Source organism: Planosporangium thailandense, from assembly GCF_011947195.1.
Taxonomy (GTDB): Bacteria; Actinomycetota; Actinomycetes; order Mycobacteriales; family Micromonosporaceae; genus Planosporangium; species Planosporangium thailandense.
In genome coordinates, this window is the sequence record NZ_JAATVY010000032.1 from 1 (window position 1) to 25245 (window position 25245).

A 25245-nucleotide genomic window follows, 5' to 3' on the forward strand; every position below is an offset into this window, starting at 1 on the left:
CCAACCATCCCCCAAGGGACAGCCGGCCGGGGTATCAAACATACTTTGGCACTGGCTTTACAAGCACCCTGTTGAGTTCTCAAAGAACAACCACACACCAGACCCGCACCGCATCCACGGCCCGCATCCGGGGCAACTCCCTAACGTTATCCCGTCCGGTTCGTGGTGTCAAGTCCCGGCTTGCCGGGTTTGGCACCCACTGTCCGATCCGCGTACCAGCGCAGCAGACAACCAACGACACAACATCGAAGGATTTTGACAGGCCGACCGCCACGGCGCTCCCGCACCGCACTCGCCCGGTTCCCTGCCGGTCGTTCACTCTACCCGACCCCCGGATGCGCTCCAAATCGACCTCACTCGGTCACTCGAAGCGGTCACCCAGTCGGGTGCCGGTCAAGGCCGGCGCTGACGCGCCACCCGCCCGGGATCACCCACCGCACCCCCGGAGAAGTTCTCCGGCGGTCCCGTGGGCGGAGAGAAACGTACCCACGGCGGATCACGATCGTCAAACCCGCGACCGTTGTCCTGCGTCACATCCCGACCCGGCCGTCCGGAAGGACGGACCACCGGGAACCGAGACGCTCACCGCGCCGTACCTGTGTTTTCAGCACCGCTCGGGCGCGTTCCGCTCCCCTGCCGGGCCCACCGGCACCGAACCGCTCGGTCCGGACCAGGCCACTTCCAGGTCAAGGCCGTCGCTCCGGGATCTGTCCCCGAAGCCGGCGCTCCGATCGGCCAACCATGTCGGCCACAGCCGGGCCCCCTGGCGGCCCGCATTCCCGCGGAGACAGGTCCGGGCCTGGACCAGGTCCGAGAACCCGGCTCGAGCATCTGCCGGCCGGCCCGTGGACCCCGAACAACGCCGACCCGGTGCCTTTCATTCCGGGACCGGGACCGGCAACGTCGTCGACGGCTTCCGACTGCCGACGGCGCCCCCGGCCGCCAACCGGCCGGGGCGCCGGCCGGGGCGCCGGCCGGGGCGCCGAAGCGCCGTACCGCCCGGCAGTGATTTTCCTCAGTGAGACGCGCCGCGACACGCCCATACGCACTCACTCCGGCGGCCGGTTCACGACTACGGTCATAGGTCCGCGCCGTATCCGGGGGGATCACTTTGACCGACCAGTTCGTCCATCTGCATGTTCACTCCGAGTACTCGATGCTGGACGGCGCGGCCCGGTTGAAGGAGATGTTCGGGGAGGCCAAGCGGCTGGGGATGCCGGCGGTGGCGATCACCGACCACGGCAACATGCACGGGGCCAACGACTTCTACAAGCAGGCCAAGGCGGCTGAGATCACCCCGGTGATCGGGGTCGAGGCGTACATCGCACCGGCGTCCCGCTTCGACAAGAAGCGGATCTTCTGGGGTACGCCCGAGCAGAAGCGCGACGACGTCTCCGGCGGTGGCGCCTTCACCCACATGACGATGTGGGCGCGTAACGCCGAAGGCCTGCACAACCTGTTCCGGCTCAACTCGCGGGCCTCCATGGAGGGGTACTACGTCAAGGGCCGGATGGACGCCGAACTGATCTCCGAGCACGCGGCCGGGATCATGGCGACGACCGGCTGCCCGTCGGGTGAGGTGCAGACCCGGTTGCGGCTCGGCCAGGTCGACAAGGCCTTGGAGGCCGCGGCGCGGTACCAGGACATCTTCGGCAAGGAGAACTACTTCCTGGAGCTGATGGACCACGGCCTGGAGATCGAGAAGCGGGTCCGCGACGGCCTGCTGGAGATCGGCCGCAAGCTCGACATCAAGCCGGTGGTCACCAACGACTCGCACTACACGTTCGCCCATCAGCGGGACGCGCACGACGCGTTGCTGTGCGTGCAGACCGGCAGCAACCTGTCGGACCCGAACCGGTTCCGCTTCGACGGCACCGGCTACTACATCAAGTCCGCCGAGGAGATGTACGCCATCGACTCGTCCGACGCGTGGCAGGAGGGGTGCCGCAACACCCTGCTCGTCGCGTCGCGCGTCGAGACCGAGGGCATGTTCGAGTTCTACAACCTCATGCCCAAGTTCCCGGTCCCCGAGGGTGAGACCGAGGAGTCGTGGTTCCGCAAAGAGGTCTGGCGGGGCATGGAGCGCCGCTGGCCGGAAGGCTACGACGAGGAGCACCGCAAGCAGGCCGAGTACGAGATGGACATCATCTCCCAGATGGGGTTCCCGGCCTACTTCCTGGTCGTGGCGGACTTCATCATGTGGGCCAAGAACAACGGCATCCCGGTCGGACCGGGCCGTGGTTCGGCCGCCGGCAGCATCGCGGCGTACGCGCTGGGCATCACCGACCTGGACCCGCTGCAGCACGGCCTGATCTTCGAGCGGTTCCTCAACCCTGAGCGTGTGTCGATGCCCGACGTCGACATCGACTTCGACGAACGTCGGCGCGGTGAGGTCATCAGGTACGTCACCGAGCGGTGGGGCTCGGACCGGGTCGCGCAGATCGCCACGTTCGGCACGATCAAGGCCAAGGCCGCGATCAAGGACGCCTGCCGGGTCCTGGGGTACCCGTACGCGCTCGGCGACAAGATCACCAAGGCGATGCCGCCGGCGGTGATGGGCAAGGACATCCCGCTGTCGGGCATCTTCGACCCCAAGCACCCCCGGTACGCCGAAGCGACCGAGGTCCGCCAGCTGACCGAGAACGAGCCCGACGTCGCCAAGGTGATGGAGGTGGCCCGGGGCCTGGAGGGCCTGGTCCGCCAGCTCGGCGTGCACGCCGCCGGCGTCATCATGTCCGCCGAGCCGCTGATCGACCACGTGCCGCTGGTCCAGCGCGACTCGGACGGCTCGATCATCACGCAGTTCGACTACCCGACCTGCGAGTCGCTCGGCCTGCTGAAGATGGACTTCCTGGGCCTGCGCAACCTGACGATCATCGACGACGCGGTCAAGAACATCGAGGCCACCACCGGCAAGAAGATCGACCTGCTGAAGCTCCCGCTGGACGACAAGCCCACGTACGAGCTACTCGGCCGCGGCGACACGCTCGGCGTGTTCCAGCTCGATGGTGGCGGCATGCGCCAGCTGCTGCGCCTGATGAAGCCGGACAACTTCGAAGACATCTCCGCGGCCCTGGCGCTGTACCGGCCCGGACCGATGGGCGCGAACTCGCACACCAACTACGCGCTGCGGAAGAACGGCCTGCAGGAGGTCACCCCGATCCATCCGGAGCTCGAGGAGCCCCTGGCCGAGATCCTGGACATCACGTACGGCCTGATCATCTACCAGGAGCAGGTGCAGCGCGCCGCGCAGAAGCTCGCCGGCTACAGCCTCGGCAAGGCCGACAACCTGCGCCGTGCGATGGGCAAGAAGAAGAAGGAGGTCCTCGAGAAGGAGTTCGTGCCGTTCCGCCAGGGCATGCGGGACAACGGCTACTCCGACGAGGCGATCCAGAAGCTGTGGGACATCCTGGTCCCGTTCGCCGACTACGCCTTCAACAAGGCGCACACCGCCTGCTACGGGATGATCTCGTATTGGACGGCGTACCTGAAGGCCAACTACCCGGCCGAGTACATGGCCGCGCTGCTCACCAGCGTCGGCGACAAGAAGGACACCATGGCGCTGTACCTCTCCGAGTGCCGCGCCATGGGCATCAAGGTGCTGCCGCCGTGTGTCAACGAGTCCGCCGGCCCGTTCACCCCGGTCGGCGACACCATCCGCTTCGGCCTCGGTGCCGTGCGCAACGTGGGCGCCAACGTCGTCAACTCGATCGTCGAGACCAGGCAGAAGAAGGGCAGCTACACGTCGTTCGCCGACTTCCTGTCCAAGTCCGAGCTGGTCGTGTGCAACAAACGTACGATCGAATCTCTGATCAAGGCCGGCGCCTTCGACGGGCTCGGGCACACCCGGCGCGACCTCGTCGCCCATCACGAAGCCGGCATCGACGCGATCGTCGGGGTCAAGCGGCAGGAGGCGGCCGGCCAGTTCGACCTGTTCGGCAGCCTCATGGCGGAGGAGACCACGGAGTCGACGCCGGTCGGTCTGGACTTCAACTTCAGCGGCCAGGAGTGGCCCAAGAAGGAGAAGCTCGCATTCGAACGGGACATGCTCGGCCTGTACGTGTCCGACCACCCGCTCGCCGGCACCGAGCGAATTCTCAAGGCCAACTCCGAACAGCTGATCAGCGAGGTCCTCGAGGAGGACACCCCGGACCGCAAGCCGGTCGTCCTCGCGGGCATGATCTCCGGCATCACCCGCAAGATCACCAAGCAGGGCGCCACCTGGGCCATCGTCAACCTCGAAGACCTCAGCGGCAGCATCGAGGTGCTGTTCTTCCCCAAGTCCTACGAGCTGCTGCGTGACTACCTGGTCGAGGACACGGTGGTCAAGGTGTCCGGGCACGTCAGCAAGCGCGACGGCGCGACGAGCGTGTTCGGCCAGGACATGGCCCTGCTGGACGTGCCCAACACGGTCGCCGGCCAGGAGCCGCCGATCACGCTGGTAGCGCCGTTGGAGCGGGTCACCCCGGAGCTGGCCCAGGAGCTGCGGCAGATGCTGTCGGCGCATCCGGGCGACGTGCCCGTGCACCTGCGGCTGCGCAAGCGCGACGGTGGTGCCCTGCTGCTGGCCCTCGGACCGGACTTCAAGGTCAACAACGACATCGCATTCCGCTCGGAGGTCAAGATGCTGCTGGGGGCAGGCGGCATCGAATGAGCGGGGCGTAAAAGGCGAGGGCAGGCGCGTAAGAACGAGGGCAGGCGCCTAAGCGGCGAGGGAGTCGGCGAGCAGCACCCGGTCGCGACCTTCGGCCTTGGCCCGGTACAGCGCCTTGTCCGCCGCGTGCAGCAGTTGGGCCGCGGAGGTACCGGACTCGGGGAAGCACGCCACTCCCGCGCTGAAGGTCACGCGCAGCCGGTCCTGCCCGGTCGGTACGAACGTCGAGGCGCACAGCCGGCGCCACTCCTGCGCCCGGTTCCACGCCTGGTCCGGGGTGGCGCCGGGGAGCAGGACGACGAACTCCTCGCCGCCGTACCGCGCCACGGTGTCGCCCTGCCGGGCGGCCGACGCCAGCACCTTGGCGATCGCCACGAGCATCTCGTCGCCGACGGCGTGGCCGAACCGGTCGTTGACGCTCTTGAAGTGGTCTATGTCGAGCAGCACCACGCCCAGCGGCCCACCAGTCTGCCCGGCCCGCGCCAGTTCCGCCTCCATGGTGCGGATCAGGTGCCGCCGGTTGTGCAGGCCGGTCAGGTCGTCACGGATGGCCTGCTCGGCCAGGTCGGCCCGGAGCCGGTCGATGGTGCGAAGCTGATCCTGCAACCGGGCGTTGGCCGCCGTCAGCTCGCGCTTCTTGTCGTTGAGCTCGGTCGTGTCGCGCACCACCACGACCCGTCCGATCGACGCGCCGCTGCGGTCGGTCAGCTCGCTGGACCGCACGTCCAGGTCGATCTGCCGCGCTCCGGCCTGGACGACGTACTCGCCGTCTTTGATCCGGTATCCGGGTCCCTGACCGGGGACGAGAAGGTGGGACCGTTCCCCGACGAGGTTCTCCGGCAGCCTGGGCCCGATCTGCCTGAGCAGCCTGCTCGCGGCCGGGTTGAGGTCGAGCACGCGGTCTTCCCGGTCGAGAACGATCAGCGCGTCGCTCACCCGCTCGAAGACGACGCTGCGGGCCACCGGTACGAGCTGCAGCATCCCCTGCCGGAACAGCGCCCACCAGAAGGTCAGCCCGCTACCGGCGAATCCGACGACCGCGAGGTCGACGCTGCCGCCGCCGGTGTACATCGCCAGCGTCACGACGTTGGCGGTGATCGGAAAGCCGCAGCCGAGCAGCACGCTGGTGATCTGCCGCCGGTGCAGCCCGGTCGCGGTACGGCGCGCCCGGACCAGCCGGTACATCATGATTGTCAAAAGCACGTAGCTGTACGCGCTGTGCAGCCAGAAGACCACGCCGACCTGCGGGACGAGCAGGCTCGGGTGGCCGACCAGCCGGGTGGTGGAGAACACCAGGTGGTGCCAGCCGTTCGTGGCCGACGCCACCGTCATCGCGACGGGTTCGATCGCGAACAGGACCTTCGCCCGCCGCGAGAACCGCGAATCGCGGTCGACGACCGCACGGCACAGCCAGAAGGCGCTGAACACCACGAGCGTCACGCCGGGGTAGATGGCGAGGCCGAAGGCGGTCTGTAGCCGGAGGTCGGTGAAGCTGATCCCGACGGCGGTGGCCACGCCCCACTCGACGAGCCCCAGCATCGTGAACGTCAGCGCGGTCGCGGCGGGGGTCGACCGCCGTCGTCGCCACGCCGACCAGCCGACGATCGCGCAGGCCACGGCACCGACGAGCGGAATCAGGACGTACGGCTGCCACTGAAGCACGTCGCACCTCCTGAGCAGAAGACCCACACCGGCCGGCGGCCGGATCGCACCGCGCGAATCGCCGCCTCGCTCTGGATCATCGACGTGCTTGCGCCAATATTGAGAACTCTTCGTAACTGTTTCACTACAGCCGGTGCTAGGGCGGCGTGCACCGATTCCGGTCAGCCGACGCACGTCGGGGGATAGTCTGCGACCATGAACGTGGATGGTGACGTGGACCCGTTCCTGGCGGGAATGGACTACCCCATGGTCATCGTGACGGCCGTGCACCGGGAGACCGGCGTGAAGGCCGGCTGCCTCGTCGGTTTCACCACCCAGTGCAGTCTCGGACCCGACCGGTTCCTGGTCTGCCTGTCGCAGAACAACTTCACGTACCGGATCGCGATGTACGCCGATGTGTTGGCCGTCCACGGGCCGGACCGGAAACAGCGGGAGCTTGCGGCGCTGTTCGGCGGCCGGACCGGCGACGAAGTGGACAAGTTCGCGCGGTGCTCGTGGCGGCCGGGGCCGGCCGGGGTACCGATCCTGAGTGACTGTCCCCGCCACTTCGTCGGCGAGGTACTCGACCGGTTCCCGCTGGGCAACCACACCGGTTTCCTGCTCAGGCCGCGCGACGCGGTGGGAGACCCCACGCGGCCGCCGCTGATGTTCTCCGATGTGTCCGACCTGAACCCCGGTCACCCTGCCTGAGCCCGCACCCGGCCGGCCCGGTCTCGGTCACACAGACTGTTGCCGATCGAAGCCCCGGATCCTAGCCTCAGACCGTGCACCACCGATCCGCCTCGGGCGAACCCTCAACTCTCATGCACCCGGGCCGATAAAGGCGACCGTGGGCACCACGCCGCGCAGTCTCCGCGCCTTCATGTACTACGCCGTGCTGACCGGCGCCGCGGTGGCGGTGCATCAGGTGCTGCCGGCGGGCGCCCGCCCGGTGTCGTACTCGCTGATCCTGGCGACCACCCTCGTGCCGCTCAGCCTGCTGGTGCGACACAGCACCGGCCGTACCCGCCTGCCCTGGTCGCTGCTGCTTGCCGCGATGGTGGTGCTGGCGTTCGGCAGTTGGATCACCGCCGCCGGTGGCGGAGCCGTCCGGGCCCTCGGCGACGAGGTGGTAACCGTCGGACATGCGCTCATCCTGGCCGCCGCGCTGACGCTTGTGGTCATCCGGGGTCGCAATGACCTCGGCGGCCTGCTCGACGGGGCGGTCGCGCTGATGGGTCTCGGCAGCGTGCTGTGGGCCTGCCTGCTGCAGCCCGGACTGGCGGCGATCGGCGCCCCGCTCACCGCGCGCATCACCGTGCTGGTCACGATATTCGTGCTCTCCGGAGTGCTGGGCGCGCTGGGCCGGTTGTGGTTCGTCGGCGGGCGACTGCTGGCGCTTCAACTCCTGGTGTACGCGCTGTTGATCGCGCTTGTCGGCAACACCGCGCTCGCGCTGACGAGCGGGTCGATGACCGTCGACCGGCCGCGGTGGGTGGAGACTCTCTTCCTGATCGCATACCTGTGCGTCGGCGCCGCCGCCCTGCACCCGACCATCCACGAGTTGAGCCAGCCGGGGCCGGCGCCGGTCGACCGGCTCAGCGGCGGTCGGCTCGTCTTTCTCGGCGCCGCGATGGTGGTCGCCCCGGTCATCGGTGGCGTCCGCCAGGTGATCGGCTTGCCCGCCGACGGCCTGCTGATCGCCATCGGCACGGTGGCCGTGGCGCCCTTTGTCATGCTGCGTATCCACCGACTCTCCAGGCAACGGGACGCTGCCGAACATGCGCTGGTCCACCAGGCCACCCACGACGCGTTGACCGGCCTACCCAACCGGGCGGAGCTGCTGGCGCGACTGGAAGCCGCTATCGCGCGCGAACGCGCCACCGGGCGACCGGCCGTCGTGCTGCTCTTCTGCGACCTCAACGGGTTCAAGCTGGTCAACGACAGGCTCGGCCACGTGACCGGAGACAGGGTGCTGGTGGAGGTCGCCAACCGGCTGCGCGCCGGGCTGCGCAGCGCGGACACGGTGGCGCGCTACGGCGGCGACGAGTTCCTCGTGCTCTGCGAGGACGGATCACCGGCGACGGTGGCGCGCCTGCGCGACCACATCGTCTGGGCGTTGTCGGCGCCGATCGAGATCGGCGCCGAACGCATCGCGATCAGCGCGAGCGTCGGCGCCGTCACCTCCGACGGTCTCGTCGACGCCGACGAGCTGATCCGGCGCGCCGACGAGGCGATGTACGAGGCGAAGCTGCGCCACCGGGCCGACGGGCAGCTCGTCGGCGGGCCGGCGCCCGCGGACTCCGGAACCGCGGCCTAGCTGTCGCGCGGGTCAGACCTGTTGCGGCGGGACCGCGATCGCCCGCTTGAGGATCTTGCCGGTCGCGCCCTTGGGCAGGGCGTCGATGATCCAGACGTGGCGGGGGTACTTGTACGCCGCGATCTGGCTTTTCACGTGCTCGCGCAGCTCGTCCGGGGTCGCCGACGCACCGGGCCGCAGGGCGACCACGGCGACGACCTCCTCGCCGAGGGTACGGTGCGGCATGCCGAGCACGGCCGCCTCCGCGACGGCGGGGTGCTCGTACAGAACCTCTTCGACCTCACGGGGATAGACGTTGTACCCGCCCCGGATCACCATGTCCTTGGTCCGGTCGACGATCGTGTAGTAGCCGTCGGCGTCGCGGCGGCCCAGGTCACCGGTGCGGAACCAGCCGTCCACGATCGCCTCGGCGGTCGCGTCGGGCCGGCGCCAGTAGCCCTTCATGACGTTGTGCCCGCGGATGGCGATCTCGCCCACCTCGCCGTCGGGCACGTCGTCGCCGTTCGCGTCGACCACGCGCATCTCCACGCCGTCGATCGGGGTGCCGATCGTGCCGGGCTTGCGCTGCCGGTCGGGGTGGTTGAAGGAGGCGACCGGGGACGTCTCCGACAGCCCGTACCCCTCCAGGATCATCGTGCCGAATCTGCGCTCGAACCGGTGGAGCAGCTCGACGGGCAGCGCCGCGCCACCCGAGACGCACACCCGCAGCGCCGACAGGTCGACCTCCCCCGTGCCGACGGTGTTGAGCAGGGCCCCGTACATCGTCGGCACGCCGGCGAACATGGTCACGTTGTGCGCGGTGAGGATGTCGAGCGCCTGCTCCGGGTCGAACCGGGGCAGCAGGGTGAGGCAGGCGCCGCTGAGCACCGCGGTGTTGAGCGCGACGGTCTGCCCGAACGAGTGGAACAGCGGGAGCGCCCCGAACACCACGTCCTCGTGGGTCAGGTGCACCAGGGTGGACGCCGACACCTCGGCGTTGCGCCGGAGGTTGTCATGCGTGAGCTCGGCGCCCTTCGGCTGCCCGGTGGTGCCGGAGGTGTACAGGATGACGGCGATGTCCGAGCCGTCCCGATCGACGAGGCCGGGCGTCGGCTCGTAGGCGGCCAGCGCCTCGGCGAAGCCGGACGGCTCCACGACCAGGTGCACCGGGTCGTCGCGGCGCGCGCCGTCGCCGACCGCCGTGTGCCATACCAGCATCCCCGCGGCCTGCGAGTCGTCGAGGTAGAAGTCAACCTCGCGCCCTTTCAGTAGGGGATTCATGGGTACGACCACGGCGCCGGCACGCAGGATGCCGTAGTAGGCGACGGCGAACTGCGGCACGTTCGGCAGCATCAGTCCCACGCGGTCGCCGGGCCCCACACCGCAGGACCGCAGGTACGTCACGACGCGGGCGGACGCGTCGTCGAGGTCGGCGTAGCTCATCACCTGGTCACCGAGCCGCAGGGCGGGCCGGTCCGGGAAGCGGGAAACGGTCCTGAGCAGGTTGGCAGCCAGGTTGGTCACCGGGTCTCCTCCCCAGCCGGCGCGTACGTCGCCGCGCTCCGGCATGTCCGACGTGGTGCGAACCGTATGGCTCACGCGACGGGCCTGTCAACCAATCGATTGGCCGGCGACCGGAGGTGGGCCGGTGGTGCCCGCGTCTCCGGGTAGCGCGGCGGCGCCCGCGATCCGCAGGGCGAACTCGGCGAACGTGTCGGCGACCCGCTCGCGACTGTACGCCCCGCCGGAGTGGAACCAGTTGGCCACCCGGATGCCGATGCTGCCGATCGCGGTCGCCGCGAGCCGGACGTCGGGCACGGCGAAGATGCCCCGCTGCGCGCCGAGGTCGAGCACCCGTAGCAGTAGCTCGGCGGAGTGCTCACGCAGCGCGAGCGCGGGCGCGGCCGCCTGCGGCGACAGCGCGTGCAGCTCCTGGTTGGACACCACGGCGAGCAGCGGGAAGTCGGCATGCGCCAGAACCTGCGCGCGGACCAGCGCGGCCAGCTGCTCGACCGGATCGGAGCCGGACTCCACGAGCGCGCGCAGCAGGCGACGGTGCAGCTCCTCGTGGCCGACCACGATCAGGTCGGCGAGGAGCTGCTCCTTCGACGGATAGTGCGCATACAACGTCGCCGAGTTGATGCCGACCGCCGCGGCGATGTCCCGGATCGACGCTCCGTAGTAGCCGTACTCGGCGAACAGTTTCAACGCCGCACGCAGGATCCGGCCCCGGGTGCCGGGCGGCGCCACGCCCTCGGGCAGGTCGACCGCCGCCTCCTCCACTCGCCGCGTCTCCGGCCGGGTACGCGCCACGGCCCCACCCCCTGTGTGTTGTCACCACACGAACGATTGGTTGACACCGTAGCGCACGCGTTACACAGTCACATACATCAATCTGTACTGCCGGTTGTCGGTTTGTACTCCCGCCGCAGAGAAGGGCGACGACATGCCCGAGCCCCAGCGAGAACCGTCCATCAGACCCGCGCCCACCCGCCGCCGCGCCGCCCGGAAACGGCTGGTCCTCATCGCCTTCGTCGCCGCCGTGCTGGGTCTGGTACCGGCAACGACCGCGACCGCCGCCGCCTCCCCCACCCGCGCCGCGACCGGCGGCACCTCGTCCGGCACCTATTTCGCCGGGGTCTACGCCAGCCTCGGCGGCGTCCACCCGTACCACGGGTACGTCCCCTCGTCCTACCGGCCGGGGACCCCCATGCCGCTGCTCGTGGCGCTGCACGGCTGCACCGAGAACGACATCGGCTTCGATCTGCTGTCCGGGTGGAGCGCGCGGGCCGAGCAGCGCGGGTTCATCGTGGTGTTTCCCGAACAGCCCGTCCTGCACAACCCGGCCGCCTGCTGGAACTGGATGCTGCCGTTCGACCAGCACCGCGGCGGCCCCGAACCGTCCGCCATCGTGGGCATCGCCGACCTGGTCCGTGGGCGGTACACCGTGGACGCCCACCGCGTCTACGTCACCGGCGTCTCCGCGGGCGGGTGCATGGCCAACATCATGGCGGTCACCTATCCGGATGTCTTCGCCGCCGTGAGCATCCTGGCCGGCTGCGAGTACAAGGCCGGGGTGATCACGCACCGACCCCCGGCGGAGTCAGGCCGGGACGCGTACCGGGAGATGGGCGGCCGGGCCCGCGCCGTACCCACCCTCATCTTCCAGGGCACCGCAGACAAGATCGTCCCGCCGGACACCGCCGACCGGATCGTCGGACAGTGGGTCGAGACCGACAACCTCGCCGGAGTCGACGTCCAGGCGGCACCGGCCCAGGTGATCCCCGGACAGGTGCCGGGCGGCCGGTCGTACACGCGGTCCATCTACCGGACGTCGGCCGGCGCGGCGCTCGTCGAGAAGTACATGATCAATGGCGCCGGGCACGTCTACCCAGGCGGCTGCTGGTGCAGCCTGTACGGTGATCCGTCCGGACCGGACGCGACCGGCATCACCTGGGACTTCTTCCTGGCGCATCCAAAGCCCTAGCCGGTCACGCCGCCGCCCGGGACACCGCGAGCGCAAGGGCCATGATGGACAGTTGCGGGTTGACCTCCGGGCAGGTGGGAAGCGCCGAGGCGTCCACGACGAGAACGCCGTGGACGCCTCGCAGCCGGCCGGCCGGATCCACCGGAGCCCGGGCCGGGTCGGCGCCCATCCGGGCCGTGCCACCGGGATGGAACGCGGCGAGATGCAGATCGGCGGGGGCTGCCGACGCGGCCGCGGCGGCGAGTTCGTCGGCGGTCCGCGCGTACGGTCGGGCTTCGATCCCGGTGAGCACCTCGTCGGCGCCGGCGGCCAGCAGCACCCGCCCCATCGCCACGATCGCCTCCCGCAACCGGTCGGCGTCGGTCGGCGCGAGCCGGTACCGCACGGTGCGGGCGCCGACGCGACCGCCGGGGACGTCGGCGACCATCGCCCCGAGCGTCGCGAGCCGGTCGGCGCCGTCCAGCTGGGCCCGCAGCGTCCGCCCGTACCCGGGCGGCACGAAGGAGACCAGCCCCGGCGGGCCGGCGGTCGCCTCGATGAGCACGCCGTCGTCGTGCAGCTCCTCGATGCCGACGCTCTGCAGCACCCCGGACCAGGAGACGACCGGCTCGGCGAAGCGGCCGGCCACGCTCACCGCCGGGTGTACGGCCAGGTTGCGCCCGAGCTGGGGGTGGCCGCCGAGGCCGGAGCGGCGCAGCAGCCGGGGAGTCTCGACGGCGCCGGCCGCGACGACGACGAGCGGCGCGAGGATCTCGTGCTCGCCGAAGCGCACCCCGGCGGCCCGGCCGCCCGTGACGAGCAGGCGCCGCACGCGGGCGCCGGTGACGATGACCGCGCCGGCCGCGCACGCCTGCGGCAGGGCGTTCAGGTGTACCCCGTTCTTGGCGTTGCGCGGGCAGCCGACCGCGCACTGGCAGGATCCGGCGCAGCCGGGCGCGTTGCGCCGCAGCGGCGCCGCCCGCCAGCCGAGGCGGCGCGCGCCGGCGAGGGCGAGCGCGCCGTTGCGGCCGAGGACATCGGTGGGCTGCGGCGCGACCGCGAGCAGGGCTTCGACCTCGTCGAGCAGGCGATCGAAGTGCGCCGGGTCGGCCACGGGCACCCCGTACGCGTCGCGCCAGCGGCGCAGGACCCGCGTCGGGGTGCGGTAGCAGGTGCCGGAGTTGACCAGGGTCGTCCCGCCCACGCCACGCCCCTGCGGCAGCAGCACGGGCGGCCGGCCGAGGGCCAACGTGGCGCCGCCGTCGCGGTACAGCGAGACGAAGCGGTCGGCGGGCGGCAGTCGCCGGAACTCGTCGACGGTGAAGCGGCGGCCCTCCTCGACCACGACCACGCGGGCCCCGGCGCGGGCGAACTCGCGCGCCGCGACCGCCCCACCCGCCCCGGAGCCGACGACCACGACGTCGGCGCTGGTCCGCGCCGGCCACTCGGCAGCCGTTATGCAGGTGAGCGGCGGGTCGGGCCGGGCGGGCAGCGGGTCGGGCCGGGCGGGCAGCCGGTCGGGCCGGGCGGGCAGCCGGTCAGCCCGGGCTTGGCGCGGCATCGCGGCGACTGCGGTGTCCGACGCCGCGAGCAGCAGGACCGTCTTCAGCGCGTCGAGCAACTGGGCGCCGCCCGGCAGGGCGGTGACCGCGGCGCACACTGCCTCCCGGCGGTCGGGCGTGAGGGCCGCGAGGCCGGTGCCGGTGCGGGCGTACGCCGCCGCGTTCACCGTCACCGCGGCCGCCCGCAGCCCGGCCGCCACCGGGCGCGGGAAGGCGCCGGCCAGCCGGACGGCACGCGCCGCCACGACGCGCGCGCGGGCGTCGTCGACGCCGAGCACGGCCGCCGCGACCGCCCGCAGCGCCCGCTCACTCACGGCGTCCCACCTCGGCGTGGGCGGTGCCGTCCAGCGTCCAGGACCGCCAGGTACGCCACTGCCCGCCCGTACGGCGCTCCACGACGATCCGCGCGTGCGCCCGCTCGGTGTTGTGACAGACCACCGGACTGCCGTCCGGATTGACGTACTCGACGGCCAGGGTACGGTCGGCCGGCTGGATGACGTCGATGCGCAGCCGGGCGCCGCCGAGCCGGCCCGTGACCGTCCAGTGTGGAAGGTCGAGGTCGGCGCGCAGCCGGGCCGCACCCAGCAGCGGATCACCTCCGGGCAGGTCGACGCCGCCCACCCGCAACCGGACCATCGGCAGCGCGGGCAGGCGCGACAGCCAGGGGCGGGCGGCCACCGCGGCGACCACCTCGCACACGTCACCGCCGCCGAGGTCGGCGTGCAACCACGCCCAGCGTGCGGCGTTGCCGTGCCCGTCGATGCGGGCGATGTTGCCCGGCGCGCGGGCGAGCTCGACCACCGTCTGCCCGTACCGGAGCGTGCCGGTGAACGTCGCCGCGGGCAGGGGCACGATCTGGGCCGCCGGCAGCACGTCGTGCCGCCACGCCCAGCGCGGGAACGTGTAGAGCGGCGCCCCGCCGCCGCAGCGGCGCAGGTCCCAGGAGAGGTCGCCGGCGCTGCCGCGCAGCCGGTCGGCGCTGACGGTCACCTCGCCGGCGCGGTACACCTCGGGCCCGTCCGGGGCGCGCCACGGCACGGGTCCGAACCGCGCGAGCACCGGCGCGGCCCCGGCCGGGAAGACGCCGGTCCAGCCGTGGGCGTACGGGGCGGCGCCGTCGCCGGGCGCGACGAGCTCGTGGTGCAGCCACAGGCCGGTGCCGGTCCGGGGTTCGGTGATCGTCGCGTACCAGACCTCGAGCCGGCCGGGTCGGCCCCGCCAGCGCGGCCGCAGCAGGTCGGCGGCGGTCGGCGGCGGGTCCGTACGCGTCCGCACGCTCACCGCCATCGGCAGTAGCTGCCGGGTGAGCGCGAAGCGCAGGCGGGCCTCGCCGACGACGCGTCCGGAGTCGTCGAGCACGGTCGCGGGCAGCCGGGTCATGGTACGCACCGGCCGGCCGAGCCGGATGGACTTCCACCCGTCCAGGTGGAGCCGGCGCCCGTCGGCCGTGGTGAACGACAGCCGGTACCGGATGCGCCGCGCGCGCAGCGGCGCGATCTCCAGGATGCCCGTGGCGGCCGGGTCGTCGGCCCAGTCCGGGGCCGCCGGGTCGTCGCCGCTGCCCGCGACGTGGACATGGCCGGTGACTTCGGCGGTGGCCGCCATCCACGGGTGCAGCAGCCCGGGCAGTTCGGCGCGCAGCTCCAGCCGCATCGCCCGCGCGGCCGGCTCGCCGGCCAGCCGTACGTCGCCTGTCATGACCTCGCGGAATGCGGTCCTCACGGCGGCCTCACTCCGCCGGTTGCGCGAGCATCAGCCGCTCGGTCTCGACGTAGTACGCCTCGGCGGCGGCGTGCGCGGCCCGCCGGTCCCCGGCGGCGACGGCGGCGACGAGGCCTGCCAGCCGGGCGGCGGCCGCCACCGGGTCGGCGAACGGCGCGGCGAACAGGTGGCGGACCTCGTCGTACGCCCGCAGCAGCGAGTTGACCAGCAGGGCGTACACCCTGTTGCGGCAGGCCGCCGCCAGCGTCCGGTGCACCGCGCACTCGGCCTGCTGCGCCACGTCGGTCGTGGGCGCGGCGCGCACGTCGTCGACCAGCGTCCGCAGGTGCTCCCGCTGCGCGGCCGTGGCGTGCTCGGCCGCTGCCGCGGCGACGAGGGCGCCGATCTCGCGGCGGGCCTGGAAGATCTCGGCGAGCCAGTCCGGGCCCGCCTCGGCGACCAGGAACGGCAACAGATCCGCGCCGGCGTCGCGCTTGTAGTCGCGGACCCGGGTGCCCACGCCGTGCCGGGTCTCCAGCAGGCCGGTCTCGACGAGCCGGACGAGCGCGTGTTTGAGGGAGGTTCGGGTCACCCCGTACCGGGCGGCGAGGTCCCGCTCCGGTGGCAGGTAGGCCCCCGGCGGGTATCGCTCCGCGAGCACGTCGGCCCGCAGCCGCGCCACGAGCGCGTCGACGACACCCTGCCGGGAGATCGGCTGGACCAGTGGCTCATCCACTGCTCCACTCTCGCCCTACCCATCCATCCAAGTCAATAGCTGGGGTCAGAGCTCCTCGCCGACCAGCACCGCCTCGGCGGGCACGGTGTGCGGGTCGGGCTGCCCGGCCCGTCCCCGGATCGCCAGCAGCGCGCCGGCGACGAGGCAGCAGACCGCCGCGACCAGGAACGGCGCGTGCGGCGAGCCCAGCCACCCGGCGACGTGGCCGACCAGCGTCGCGGCCAGCGCGCCGCCGAGCCAGCGGCAGAAGTTGTAGCCCGCGCTGGCGACCGGTCGCGGCGCCGGGCTGATGCTCATGGCGGTGCCGGTGAACAGGGTGTTGAGCAGCCCCGAGACCAGGCCACTGAGGATCACCCCGACGACCACGAGGGGCTTGCTCGGCACCGCGAGCAGCACCATCAGAACCGCGTACCCGAGCACGGCCACCACCGTGGCGTGCCGCTCCCCCAGCCGGGCGGCGAGCTTCGGCGCGAGCGCCACGCCGGCGACCGCGACGCACAGCCCCCAGCCGAAGAAGACCAGCCCGATCTCGACCGCGCTGAACCCGAGCACGAACGGGGTCCACGCCAGCACGGTGAAGAACGCCGCCGTGTAGAGCGCGGAGCCGGCAGCCGTTCGCAACAGGCCGCCGTGGCCGAGCGCCCGCAGCGGGTCCAGCAGCGCGACCCGCGGACGGGCCGCGCGGGAATCCGGCGCCAGGAACGCCGCGCACAGCACGAGAGCGATGGCCATGAGGACCGCGGTACCGGCGAACGGCCCGCGCCACGACACGCTGCCGAGCAGGGCGCCCAGCAGCGGACCGACCGACAGGCCCAGGCCGAGCGCCGCCTCGTAGAGCAGGATCGCGCCCTGCTGGCCGCCGGTGGCCGCGCCGACGATGACGGACAGGGCGGTCGCGATGAAGAAGGCGTTGCCCAGGCCCCACAGCCCGCGCAGTCCGATAAGCACGCCGATCGAGTTGGCCATGGCGCAGGCCGCCGTGGCGATGACGATCAGGACGAGCCCGGTGAGCACCGTGCGCTTGGCGCCGAAGCGGGCGGCGCACGCCCCGGTCAGCAGCATGGCCACCACCTGTACGCCCAGGTAGGAGGCGAACAGCAGGGTCACCTGGGAAGGGGTGGCATGCAACCCCTCCGCGATCGACAGCAGGATCGGGTCGACCAGGCCGATTCCCATGAAGGCGATCACCGCCGCGAACGCGGTGATCCAGACCTGTCTCGGCTGCCCCTTCACCGCGCCGATCAGGCTGGGGTGCTGGTGGGTGTGCATCTAACGTCCTTCCGAATCAAGGTCGAGCAGTCGTCGCAGCGCGGGCAGCGCGGCGGCGATGGCGCACCGGTCCGCACCGGTGAGCGTCGCGAGCCGGCCGCGCAGGTACTCCTCGCGCGCGCGGACCACCTCGGCGTAGAACCGGGCGCCGTCGGCGGTCACGGCCACCACGACGGCGCGCCCGTCGGTGGGGTCGGGGCCGCTGGTCACCATGCCCAGCCGCTTCAGCCGGCCGAGGACGTCGGTCATCGACGGCACCTTCACGCCCTCGATCGCCGCGAGCGCGCTGACCCGCTGCGGCCCTTCGCGCACGAGGGTGCTCAGGACGGCGCCCTGGGTGAGGGTGAGGTCGCGCTGCGGCGCGTGCCTCCGCACCAGGTGGTACAGCTGGAACACCAGCGGGCGCAGTTCGCGCGCCAGGATCCCCTCGTCACCGGTCACTTAGCCACCCTAACTAAATTTCGTTAGGGTGGCTAAGTAACTCGCCTCACACGTCAGCAGGGCGGAAGCGGGCGACGAAGCGGCGCTGCCAGGGCGTCTCGACGGCCCGCCGGTCGTAGTGCGCCCGGACGTAGGCCACCGCCTCGCGGCCGGACACCCCGTCCAGCACGGCGAGGCAGGCCAGCGCCGTACCGGTTCGGCCCCGCCCGCCGGCGCAGGCGATCTCGACCCGCTCGTCCGCCGCACGCGCCCAGGCCTCGCGCAGCGCGTCGGCGGCCGCCGCGCGGTCGGACGGCAACCGGTAGTCGGGCCAGCGCACCCACCGGCTCTCCCAGGCCACGGCGGGCGGTTCGTGGCCCAGCAGATACAACGCGAACGTGGGCAGCGGCCCCGCCGGAAGGGGACGGCGCAGACCCCGACCGCGGACGAGGCGTCCCGAGGGCAGCCGCAGCACACCGTCGGCCGCGGGATCCCAGGTGGCGACCACGACCGGAGCCTAGCCCCACCGCACCATCTCGGGACGAGCCGATGGGCATCGTCGAGGAGGTCGGCCCGGCGATCACCAACGTGCGCGCCAGCGACCGCGTGGTCATCCCATTCAACATCTCATGTGGACATTGCTACCTGTGCGCACAGGGTCCGATGAGCCAGTGCGAGACCACCCAGGTACGCGGCGAGGACATAGGCGCCGCACTGTTCGGGTACACCAGGCTCTACGGTCAGGGACCGGGCGGCCAGGCCGAGCCAACGGGGTCGAGGTCCTCGACCTCACCCGGCACGACGACGTGGCGGACGTGATCCGCGAACTGACCGGTGGCCGTGGCCAGGACCCGGTCGTCGACGCGGTCGACATGGAGGCGGGCGTGGACCGACTGGCCGCGCTGCATCTGGCGATCGACGCGGTCCGCCGCGACGGCACGATCTCCCTGGCCGGCGTCTACAGCGGCACCGCCAACCCCCGCCGCTGAATGATCATGCACGGACAACGCATGATCCTGAAACCTTCACGGGCCTATAACGCCGCAACACCTTCGCCGATCATGGCAGGGACCGCGCGAGGCCGGCGCGGGCTACCGCGTCTCCGCGCCGGACTGCGCACCCCTCGGGTCGACCTCGCCGTCGTAGTTGTAGACCAGGTACGACCGGCCGTCCCGATCCCGGTGCGCGGTGGTGCGGATGTACCGGTGGACCAGGCCACCGATCTCCAACTGGATCAGTCCGGTGTCGTTGGAGTCGAACAGCTCGCCGTCGCGCGGGCCGCCGACGAATATCGCATCATGGTCGGTCGCAGTGCTCATGGCAGCACACGTTCCCGGTACTGAGCGACATCTAACCTTGTCGCCCTGGTGCTTCGCGCACACCGACCAGGCGGCATGCGAAGATCTCTCGCTGTCCGACAACACCCCGCAACGCCGGACAGCCGCGATGCGATCCTGTGACCGTATCCTTTCCGGGGTCCGGCCCGCGACCATGAGAGAGCGGCTCGCAGCCCTGGACGCGAGTGGTGACCTTGACGGCCTTCCCGACTTCTACGGGGACGGCCCGGTGACCGCGCTGGAAGAGCGCGTGGCCGACCTCCTGGGAACCGAGGCCGCTGTCTTCTTCCCCACCGGGACGATGGCCCAGCAGGTCGCGCTGCGCTACGGCGCGGACCGCACCGGCAATCGCACGGTCGCGGTCCATCCGCTCGGCCACCAGGAGGTGCATGAGCGGCACGCCTACGCCCACCTGAGCGGCCTGCGCAGCACCTGGCCGACCACCGTGCCCCGCAACCCGACCGCCGACGAGATCACCGCGCTCGCCGACCCGGTGGGCACCGTGGTCATCGAACTCCCGCTGCGCGACGCCGGCTTCGTCCTCCCCTCCTGGAGCGAGCTCACCGCCGTGTCCGCCGCGGCGCGGGCCATCGGTGCGCGCGTGCACTTCGACGGCGCCCGGATCTGGGAGTCCGTCCCGCACCTGGGGCACGCCCTCAGCGAGATCACCGCGCTCGCCGACAGCACCTACGTCTCGTTCTACAAGACGCTCGGCGGCATCAGCGGCGCGGCGCTCGCCGGTACCGCCGAACTCGCCGCCTACGCCCGCGTCTGGCGGCACCGCTACGGCGGCATGCTGTTCCAGCAGTGGCCGGCCGTTCTCTCGGCACTGGCCGGACTCGACCGGGAGCTGCCGCGCATCCCCGACCACGTGCGGCACGCACCGACGGTCGCGACGGCGCTCACGGCGCTTCCCGGCGCGCGGGTGCATCCGCAGCCCCCGCATACCCATCAGTTCCGGCTCTGGCTGCCCCACCCGGCGCAGGCCCTCAACGACGCGGCGTTGGCGCTCGCCGAGGAGGAGAAGGTGTGGTTCGCCGCCGGCTGGCGGGAGACCGACGTGCCGGGCCTGGCGATGACCGAGATCACGGTAGCCGCGCCCGCCCTCGAATGGACCGCCGAGGACATCGCCGAGGTCGGTGAACGATTCCTCCGCCGCGCCGCCAGCCACCGGGGCTGAGGCGGCGTCCCGGCTGATCCCGCGGTGATCGTACGATCCCGTGATGGCCTACGACGACGCGCTGGCGGAACGCATCCGGGACCGGCTGCGGCACGGGTTCGGCGTCGACGAGAAGAGGATGTTCGGCTGTCTGGTCTTCTTCCTGGCCGGCAACATGCTGGTCGGCGTCGCGGGTGACGACCTGATGGTCCGGGTCGGCCCGGACAACGCCGAGGCGGCGCTCGCCCGGCCGGGAGCGAGGGTGTTCGACTTCACCGGGCGGGCGATGCGGGGTTGGGTACTCGTGGCCGGTGACGAACTCGACGACGAGGCCCTCGACGGCTGGATCGCGGACGCGGCCGCGTTCGTCACGACGCTGCCGCCGAAGTAGCCGCGACCTCCCCGAGTTCGGTTCAGCCGACGAAGGTCCGGGCCGCGGGACCCGCGTTACCTCGAACCCGGCGGCCGGCATCTCCGCCGCAGAGCACCAGCTACTATGCCTTTCCGCAGCTACGCTGCTCGGATCAGCAAGAAGTTGGCTTGATGAAAAACAAAGAAGTGTACGAGCGCCCGCAGTACGCCCTGGCCTCGGTCGACCACGCGCTACGCCTGATCCAGATCCTGCGGGACACCGGCGAGGCACGTCTGTCCGACATCGCCCGGGAACTCGGAACCTCGGCCTCCACCGCGCACCGACTGCTGGCGATGCTGGTCTACCGAGGGTTCGCGGTGCAGAACGAGTCGCGCGCGTACTCGCCGGGTCCGGCGCTCGGTGTCGGCCCGTCCAACGCTCCATGGACCCGTCAGCTCAAGAACCTGCTGTTGCCACATCTGGAACTGCTGTCGGGCCGGATCGACGAGACGGTGAGCCTCATGTTCCGTGTCGGCGGGCGGGTGCGGTTTCTCGCCTCCGTCGAGGGCAGCCACGTGGTCCGCGTCGGTGAGCGCACCGGCACGGTGTTGGACGCCCGGCGCGCGTCCGGCGGGAGGGCCATGCTGGCCGAACTTGACCGATCGGAGCTCGAGCGACTGTACCGCAGCCCCTCGGCTCGCCTGGCCGGCGACTTCATGGAGGAGCGTGAATTCAGTCAGCTCGTCAGCTCGCTGGAGCGCATCCGCCAGATCGGCTACGCACTCAACCGCGAGGAGACCGAGCGCGGCGTCTGGGCGGTCGGAACGGCGATCCACGACAGCGCCTCGAACCTGATCGCCTCATTCGCCGTGTCGGTCCCGGCGGTGCGCTCGCAGTTCCTCGTGGCACCGCGGACCATTGCCCTCATCGGCGCAGCCCGTGAGGAGATGGAGGCGCGCCTGCGCGCCGCGGCCTTCGTGGTCTCCTGATCCGCGCCACGCCTTGGGCGGGCCGCGAAAAGCGGATTCCCGCGAGCGGCCGGCGGAGTTCACATCATGCGTCGAGAACTGGTCAGCAGCACGCGGATCTCACCCGTACCAGCTGCCGACTCGGCGGTCTTCACCGCCGCTTCATAGACCCGGTGAGCGACTTGCTTCGGCGCACCGATCACGAGGATGCCTGCGGGCGCGGCGTTCTCGCGCTCCAGCCGGGGGCGCTCCATCAACCGGTGCCTGTCCTCGGGCTCGGTCTGGATCAGTTGGATCGGCCCGAGATCGGTGACGGCCTCGGCGAAGATCGCCGGATCGAACTGCTCCTCGCCGAGGATCCAGACCTTCGACTCGGGGTCGTAGCTGTCCCGGTTCGTCACTGTGAAAGCCGTGAGCGAGCCGATGAACGTGACCTCGTCGTCCTGCTGCGCCTCGGATGTGTGCTGTTCGGCGGACGCCACCCCCGAGTCGTCGAACCACACCTCGACGATCCCGTCGACCGACCTGCCGACCGATCTGGTCGACCAGTGCTCGACCACCGGGTTCTGCACGTACTCCCTGATTCCCGGTAATGCGGAGACGATCGCCGCGTGCGGCCCCGACCAGTGCTCGTCAAATGCATCGAAGGGCACGTCCGCCCGCTTCCGCAAAAGTACGATCCGCTTCTTCAGCACGGCTGGTTCCTTACCGTAGACCCGGTGATCGGACCTACGGTCCGATCGAATTTCTGATTCGAGCAGAATGGCCCGGCGATAGCCACGGCTTTCCAGCCTGCGGAAAACCTCGCGACCACAGTGCCCGGACCTGAGCTGGGGTTTTTTACATAGCAGAAACGTCTGTGCCGCGCGTCACCTCGTCGTTACCGTCTGACCGACCTCGAGGCAGAGGCACGGCCGGGGCGTCGGCCCCGTTGGACGAAAGGCTCAAGCATGACCCAGGGCTTGACGGACACTTCATGGACTCGAACGGACCACCTCATCGAGTCCGGCCCGGCTCAGCGTTCACAAACGCGTAAGGCTCTGGCGAGTGGAACATTGGGTTCGGCCCTGGAATGGTTCGACTTCGCCATGTACGGGGCGCTGTCGGCGACGGTATTCCCCGCTCTGTTCTTCGCCGGCCTCGGGCAGTTCGGCGCACTCATGGCGTCGCTGGCGACGTTCGGCGTGGGCTTCGTGGCCAGGCCGCTCGGCGCGGTGGTCTGCGGCTACCTGGGCGACCGCTATGGCCGCCGCCCGATCCTGCTCGCCACCTTCATCGCCATGGGTGCGAGTTCGCTCGCGATCGGCCTGCTACCCGCCAACAAGGGCGCGACCATCGCGGTGGTTCTCGTCCTCCTGCGGGTCATCCAGGGCTTCGCCCTCGGCGGCGAGGCCACCGGCGCGCAGCTGATGACCATCGAGAACGCGAAGACGAACCAGCGGGGAATCTTCGGGGCGTTGATCAACATCGGGTCGCCGCTGAGCCAGGTGCTCGCCAACACCGCCCTGGTCATCCTCGGTGCGTCGATGAGCGCCGACGCGTTCCAGTCCTGGGGATGGCGCATCCCGTTCCTGGCCAGCCTCGGGCTGATGGTGGTCGGCATCTACATCCGGGTCCGGCTCGAAGAGACGCCGGTGTTCCGCGAGCAGAAGGCCGCCAGCGACAGGCAGGTCAACGGGCTCGCGGTCCTGAAGTCGCAGCCCTGGACGGTCGTGAAGCTGATCCTGGTCCGGGCCGGCTCGAACGTGACCTTCTACACGCTGGCGGTCTACGGCCTGAAGTACCTGACCGGCGACGCCGGCCTGAGCAGGCAGGCCGCATTCGTGATCGTCCTGATCGCCAACTGTGTCTCCGTCGCGGCCGGGCTCATCGGGGGTCGGGTCAGCGACCGGATCGGCCGCAAGCCGGTGCTCGCCGCCGCGATCGTGGCCCAGATCATCGGGGTGGCCGGGTTCTTTCCCGCCGCGGCGTCAGGCAACGTCGCCCTCATCGTGGTGACCATGACGCTGGCGATCTCCGCGGTGCAGTTCGAGTTCGGTTCGCAGCCGGCGCTCTACGCCGAGCAATTCCCCACCTCGATGCGATTCACCGGATCCGCCCTCGCCCTGTCGTTCTCCCAGGTCCTGTTCTCGGCACCGGCGCCGCTGGTCGCCGCGGCCCTCGCCCGCTCGGGCAGCTCCTGGTCGATCGCCGCGGTGAACGTCGTGGTCCTGGTCGTCTCCGTGATCACCGTGCGGTGGCTGCGGGACAACTACCGCATGGATCTCGCGGAGATCCAGCCCGAACGCGTCGCCGCTGTCACCCAGCACCGCTAGCGGCTTCACCCAGCGAAGCTGAGCGCCGCGGCCGCCGAGTTCGGTGTCGACCTGCCCGGTGTGGATCAGCGCGGCCAGCGGTGTAGGGATCCCCGGCGCTTCGTCACGAGAACGCGGTCCCGCGCCGGCAGAAGATCGAGGCGGTTGCGCGTCAGCTCAGACTGTCGCGCAACTGCGTCACCCGCCGCACCGACGCCTGGAAGGCCGTCGCGTTGAGATCGCCGTTGCGCAGGCCGCCGACCAGCCCCTGGGTCGCCGCCTCGCCCTGGCTGACGTCGCGGGCGGAGCAGAGGATGAGATCCATCCCCGCCCGGGCGGCCAGGACGGCCCGCCTGCCGTTGTCACCGAACGCCTGCAGCGCGCCGGCCTCGAGGGCATCCGTGATGGTCACCCCGTGGTAGCCGAGCCGGCCACGCAGCTCGGAGGTGATCACGGTCGGCGACAGCCCGGCCGGGCGGCTGGCGTCGAGCGCCGGGTAGATCGCCCAGGACGCCATGATGAGCTTGACCTTTGCCGAGATCGCCGCCGGGTACGCCGCCTCGTCCCGCGCGCGCAGGTCGCCCAGGCTTGACGTGATGGTCACCGGCTCGAGGTCGGTGTTCTGGCCGACGGGCGTCGCGCCGAGGCCCGGGAAGTGCTTCGCGGTGGCCGCCACGCCGGTCTTCTGCTGCGCCCCGATGAACGCGCTACCCAGCTTGCCGACCGTGGCCGGGTCGGAGCCGTACGAGCGCTGGAACCGGTCGATGAAGTTGCCGGGCACGCTCACGACGTCGAGTACGGGCGCGAGGTTGAGGTTCATACCGACGCTCTTCAGGTTGTCCCCCGCGCCGGTCCCGGCCCGTACGGCTCCGGACACCGGCTGCGCGGACTGCCCGATCTGCTTCTCGGACAGCTCGGGCGCTCCGGGCAGCCGCCGGATGAGCCCGCCCTCCTGGTCGGTCATGAGCAGCAGCGGCGCGTGTACCGGGCTCTGCCGTGCGGCGTCGCGCAACTGCCGTACGACCCCGGCGATCTGGGCCGCGCTGGCGATGTTCTCGCCGAAGAAGATGACCCCGGCCGCCTCACCGTTGCGGATGTGCGCCAACAGGCTCTCGGGCGGCGTGAGCCCCGGATACGAATAGATGATCCGCTGCCCGGCCAACTGAGCGGGCGTCAGGCGGGCCGACGGTTCCCCGACAACGTCACCGTTCACGGGCCGTCCGGCGGCCGCGCTGCCCGCCGGAATCAGGGCCGTGACGCCGAGCGCCACACCGGCCAGCAGACCCACGCACAGCCTCGTCGAACCACGTCGATAGGCACCTACAGTGCCGAGGATCGATGTCATTGCGCTCCGCTTCCCTGGCCGGCCTCCGCTAACCATAGGCGC

Annotated in this window: 22 protein-coding genes; 10 read left to right on the forward strand and 12 right to left on the reverse strand. The window is 71.0% G+C overall.

The window, feature by feature from the left end; genetic code table 11:
* Positions 1–1111: 1111 nt before the first annotated feature.
* A complete protein-coding gene (dnaE, locus tag HC031_RS28025; RefSeq protein ID WP_167928454.1) occupies positions 1112–4654 on the forward strand; it encodes a DNA polymerase III subunit alpha in 3543 nt (1180 codons plus the stop codon).
* A 48-nt stretch (positions 4655–4702) separates the two neighbouring features.
* Here the strand turns inward: dnaE and HC031_RS28030 are convergent, their stop codons facing one another.
* Positions 4703–6316: a diguanylate cyclase gene (locus HC031_RS28030; RefSeq protein ID WP_167928455.1), complete on the reverse strand. Its 1614-nt coding sequence runs from the start codon at positions 6314–6316 to the stop codon at positions 4703–4705.
* Positions 6317–6511: 195 nt separating this feature from the next.
* Here HC031_RS28030 and HC031_RS28035 point away from each other — a divergent pair, with 195 nt between their 5' ends.
* Together HC031_RS28035 and HC031_RS34580 are read left to right on the forward strand one after the other, a co-directional pair.
* Entirely contained in the window at positions 6512–7006 is a 495-nt protein-coding gene (locus HC031_RS28035; protein ID WP_167928456.1) for a flavin reductase family protein, read from the forward strand.
* A gap of 139 nt (positions 7007–7145) precedes the next feature.
* Positions 7146–8615 (forward strand): diguanylate cyclase domain-containing protein, encoded by a 1470-nt coding sequence (locus tag HC031_RS34580; RefSeq protein WP_167928457.1) that lies wholly within the window; start codon positions 7146–7148, stop codon positions 8613–8615.
* 12 nt (positions 8616–8627) lie between these two features.
* Here HC031_RS34580 and HC031_RS28045 read toward each other — a convergent pair whose 3' ends face one another.
* Positions 8628–10193, reverse strand: coding sequence for a long-chain-fatty-acid--CoA ligase (locus tag HC031_RS28045; protein ID WP_338090868.1), 1566 nt, complete (start codon positions 10191–10193; stop codon positions 8628–8630).
* A gap of 12 nt (positions 10194–10205) precedes the next feature.
* On the reverse strand, positions 10206–10907 hold the full coding sequence (locus HC031_RS28050) for a TetR-type transcription factor C-terminal domain-containing protein (RefSeq protein WP_167928458.1): 702 nt from the start codon (positions 10905–10907) through the stop codon (positions 10206–10208).
* Positions 10908–11040: 133 nt separating this feature from the next.
* Here HC031_RS28050 and HC031_RS28055 point away from each other — a divergent pair, with 133 nt between their 5' ends.
* Positions 11041–12081, forward strand: coding sequence for an extracellular catalytic domain type 1 short-chain-length polyhydroxyalkanoate depolymerase (locus tag HC031_RS28055; RefSeq protein ID WP_167928459.1), 1041 nt, complete (start codon positions 11041–11043; stop codon positions 12079–12081).
* A 4-nt stretch (positions 12082–12085) separates the two neighbouring features.
* Here the strand turns inward: HC031_RS28055 and HC031_RS28060 are convergent, their stop codons facing one another.
* The 6 genes from HC031_RS28060 to HC031_RS28085 are packed head-to-tail and all read right to left on the reverse strand — an operon-like array spanning position 12086 to position 18256.
* A complete protein-coding gene (locus tag HC031_RS28060; protein WP_205863336.1) occupies positions 12086–13936 on the reverse strand; it encodes a GMC family oxidoreductase N-terminal domain-containing protein in 1851 nt (616 codons plus the stop codon).
* Positions 13929–15344, reverse strand: a complete 1416-nt coding sequence (locus HC031_RS28065) for a hypothetical protein (protein ID WP_205863337.1) — start codon at positions 15342–15344, stop codon at positions 13929–13931. The genes HC031_RS28060 and HC031_RS28065 overlap by 8 nt, the downstream gene beginning before the upstream one ends.
* Before the next feature lie 7 nt (positions 15345–15351).
* Positions 15352–16059 (reverse strand): GntR family transcriptional regulator, encoded by a 708-nt coding sequence (locus tag HC031_RS28070; protein WP_205863338.1) that lies wholly within the window; start codon positions 16057–16059, stop codon positions 15352–15354.
* 45 nt (positions 16060–16104) lie between these two features.
* The gene (locus HC031_RS28075; protein WP_167928460.1) at positions 16105–17328 is read right to left on the reverse strand and encodes an MFS transporter; all 1224 of its coding nucleotides are present in this window, start codon (positions 17326–17328) and stop codon (positions 16105–16107) included.
* Positions 17329–17769: a MarR family transcriptional regulator gene (locus tag HC031_RS28080; RefSeq protein WP_167928461.1), complete on the reverse strand. Its 441-nt coding sequence runs from the start codon at positions 17767–17769 to the stop codon at positions 17329–17331.
* A gap of 46 nt (positions 17770–17815) precedes the next feature.
* Positions 17816–18256 (reverse strand): phosphatase domain-containing protein, encoded by a 441-nt coding sequence (locus HC031_RS28085; RefSeq protein ID WP_167928462.1) that lies wholly within the window; start codon positions 18254–18256, stop codon positions 17816–17818.
* Between the two features lie 41 nt (positions 18257–18297).
* Here HC031_RS28085 and HC031_RS33575 point away from each other — a divergent pair, with 41 nt between their 5' ends.
* Positions 18298–18567 (forward strand): alcohol dehydrogenase catalytic domain-containing protein, encoded by a 270-nt coding sequence (locus HC031_RS33575; protein ID WP_240943126.1) that lies wholly within the window; start codon positions 18298–18300, stop codon positions 18565–18567.
* The gene (locus HC031_RS33580; RefSeq protein WP_240943127.1) at positions 18564–18737 is read left to right on the forward strand and encodes a hypothetical protein; all 174 of its coding nucleotides are present in this window, start codon (positions 18564–18566) and stop codon (positions 18735–18737) included. The genes HC031_RS33575 and HC031_RS33580 overlap by 4 nt, the downstream gene beginning before the upstream one ends.
* A gap of 102 nt (positions 18738–18839) precedes the next feature.
* Here the strand turns inward: HC031_RS33580 and HC031_RS28095 are convergent, their stop codons facing one another.
* Positions 18840–19067, reverse strand: coding sequence for a hypothetical protein (locus tag HC031_RS28095; protein WP_167928463.1), 228 nt, complete (start codon positions 19065–19067; stop codon positions 18840–18842).
* Positions 19068–19239: 172 nt separating this feature from the next.
* On the opposite strand from HC031_RS28095, the gene HC031_RS28100 reads away from it, so the two are divergent.
* The 3 genes from HC031_RS28100 to HC031_RS28110 all read left to right on the forward strand — a co-directional run bounded on the left by HC031_RS28100 (position 19240) and on the right by HC031_RS28110 (position 21585).
* Entirely contained in the window at positions 19240–20265 is a 1026-nt protein-coding gene (locus HC031_RS28100; RefSeq protein WP_240943128.1) for a threonine aldolase family protein, read from the forward strand.
* A 43-nt stretch (positions 20266–20308) separates the two neighbouring features.
* Positions 20309–20635, forward strand: a complete 327-nt coding sequence (locus HC031_RS28105) for a TfoX/Sxy family protein (protein ID WP_167928465.1) — start codon at positions 20309–20311, stop codon at positions 20633–20635.
* 152 nt (positions 20636–20787) lie between these two features.
* Complete coding sequence (locus tag HC031_RS28110; protein WP_167928466.1) at positions 20788–21585, forward strand: IclR family transcriptional regulator; 798 nt, start codon at positions 20788–20790, stop codon at positions 21583–21585.
* Between the two features lie 59 nt (positions 21586–21644).
* Here HC031_RS28110 and HC031_RS28115 read toward each other — a convergent pair whose 3' ends face one another.
* Entirely contained in the window at positions 21645–22259 is a 615-nt protein-coding gene (locus HC031_RS28115) for an EthD family reductase (RefSeq protein ID WP_167928467.1), read from the reverse strand.
* 360 nt (positions 22260–22619) lie between these two features.
* On the opposite strand from HC031_RS28115, the gene HC031_RS28120 reads away from it, so the two are divergent.
* Positions 22620–23879 carry an MFS transporter gene (locus HC031_RS28120; RefSeq protein WP_167928468.1) on the forward strand — a complete coding sequence of 420 codons (1260 nt, stop codon included), beginning with the start codon at positions 22620–22622 and terminating at the stop codon, positions 23877–23879.
* Between the two features lie 151 nt (positions 23880–24030).
* Here HC031_RS28120 and HC031_RS28125 read toward each other — a convergent pair whose 3' ends face one another.
* Positions 24031–25146 carry a glycoside hydrolase family 3 N-terminal domain-containing protein gene (locus HC031_RS28125; protein ID WP_205863339.1) on the reverse strand — a complete coding sequence of 372 codons (1116 nt, stop codon included), beginning with the start codon at positions 25144–25146 and terminating at the stop codon, positions 24031–24033.
* Positions 25147–25245: the final 99 nt, after the last annotated feature.

Coding starts and splice junctions, on each gene's coding strand:
- HC031_RS28035 (WP_167928456.1), top strand. CDS start 6,512: ATGAACGTGGATGGTGACGTGGACCCGTTCCTGGCGGGAATGGACTAC.
- HC031_RS28055 (WP_167928459.1), top strand. CDS start 11,041: ATGCCCGAGCCCCAGCGAGAACCGTCCATCAGACCCGCGCCCACCCGC.
- HC031_RS28075 (WP_167928460.1), bottom strand. CDS start 17,328: ATGCACACCCACCAGCACCCCAGCCTGATCGGCGCGGTGAAGGGGCAG.
- HC031_RS33575 (WP_240943126.1), top strand. CDS start 18,298: ATGGGCATCGTCGAGGAGGTCGGCCCGGCGATCACCAACGTGCGCGCC.
- HC031_RS28095 (WP_167928463.1), bottom strand. CDS start 19,067: ATGAGCACTGCGACCGACCATGATGCGATATTCGTCGGCGGCCCGCGC.
- HC031_RS28100 (WP_240943128.1), top strand. CDS start 19,240: ATGAGAGAGCGGCTCGCAGCCCTGGACGCGAGTGGTGACCTTGACGGC.
- HC031_RS28105 (WP_167928465.1), top strand. CDS start 20,309: ATGGCCTACGACGACGCGCTGGCGGAACGCATCCGGGACCGGCTGCGG.
- HC031_RS28110 (WP_167928466.1), top strand. CDS start 20,788: ATGAAAAACAAAGAAGTGTACGAGCGCCCGCAGTACGCCCTGGCCTCG.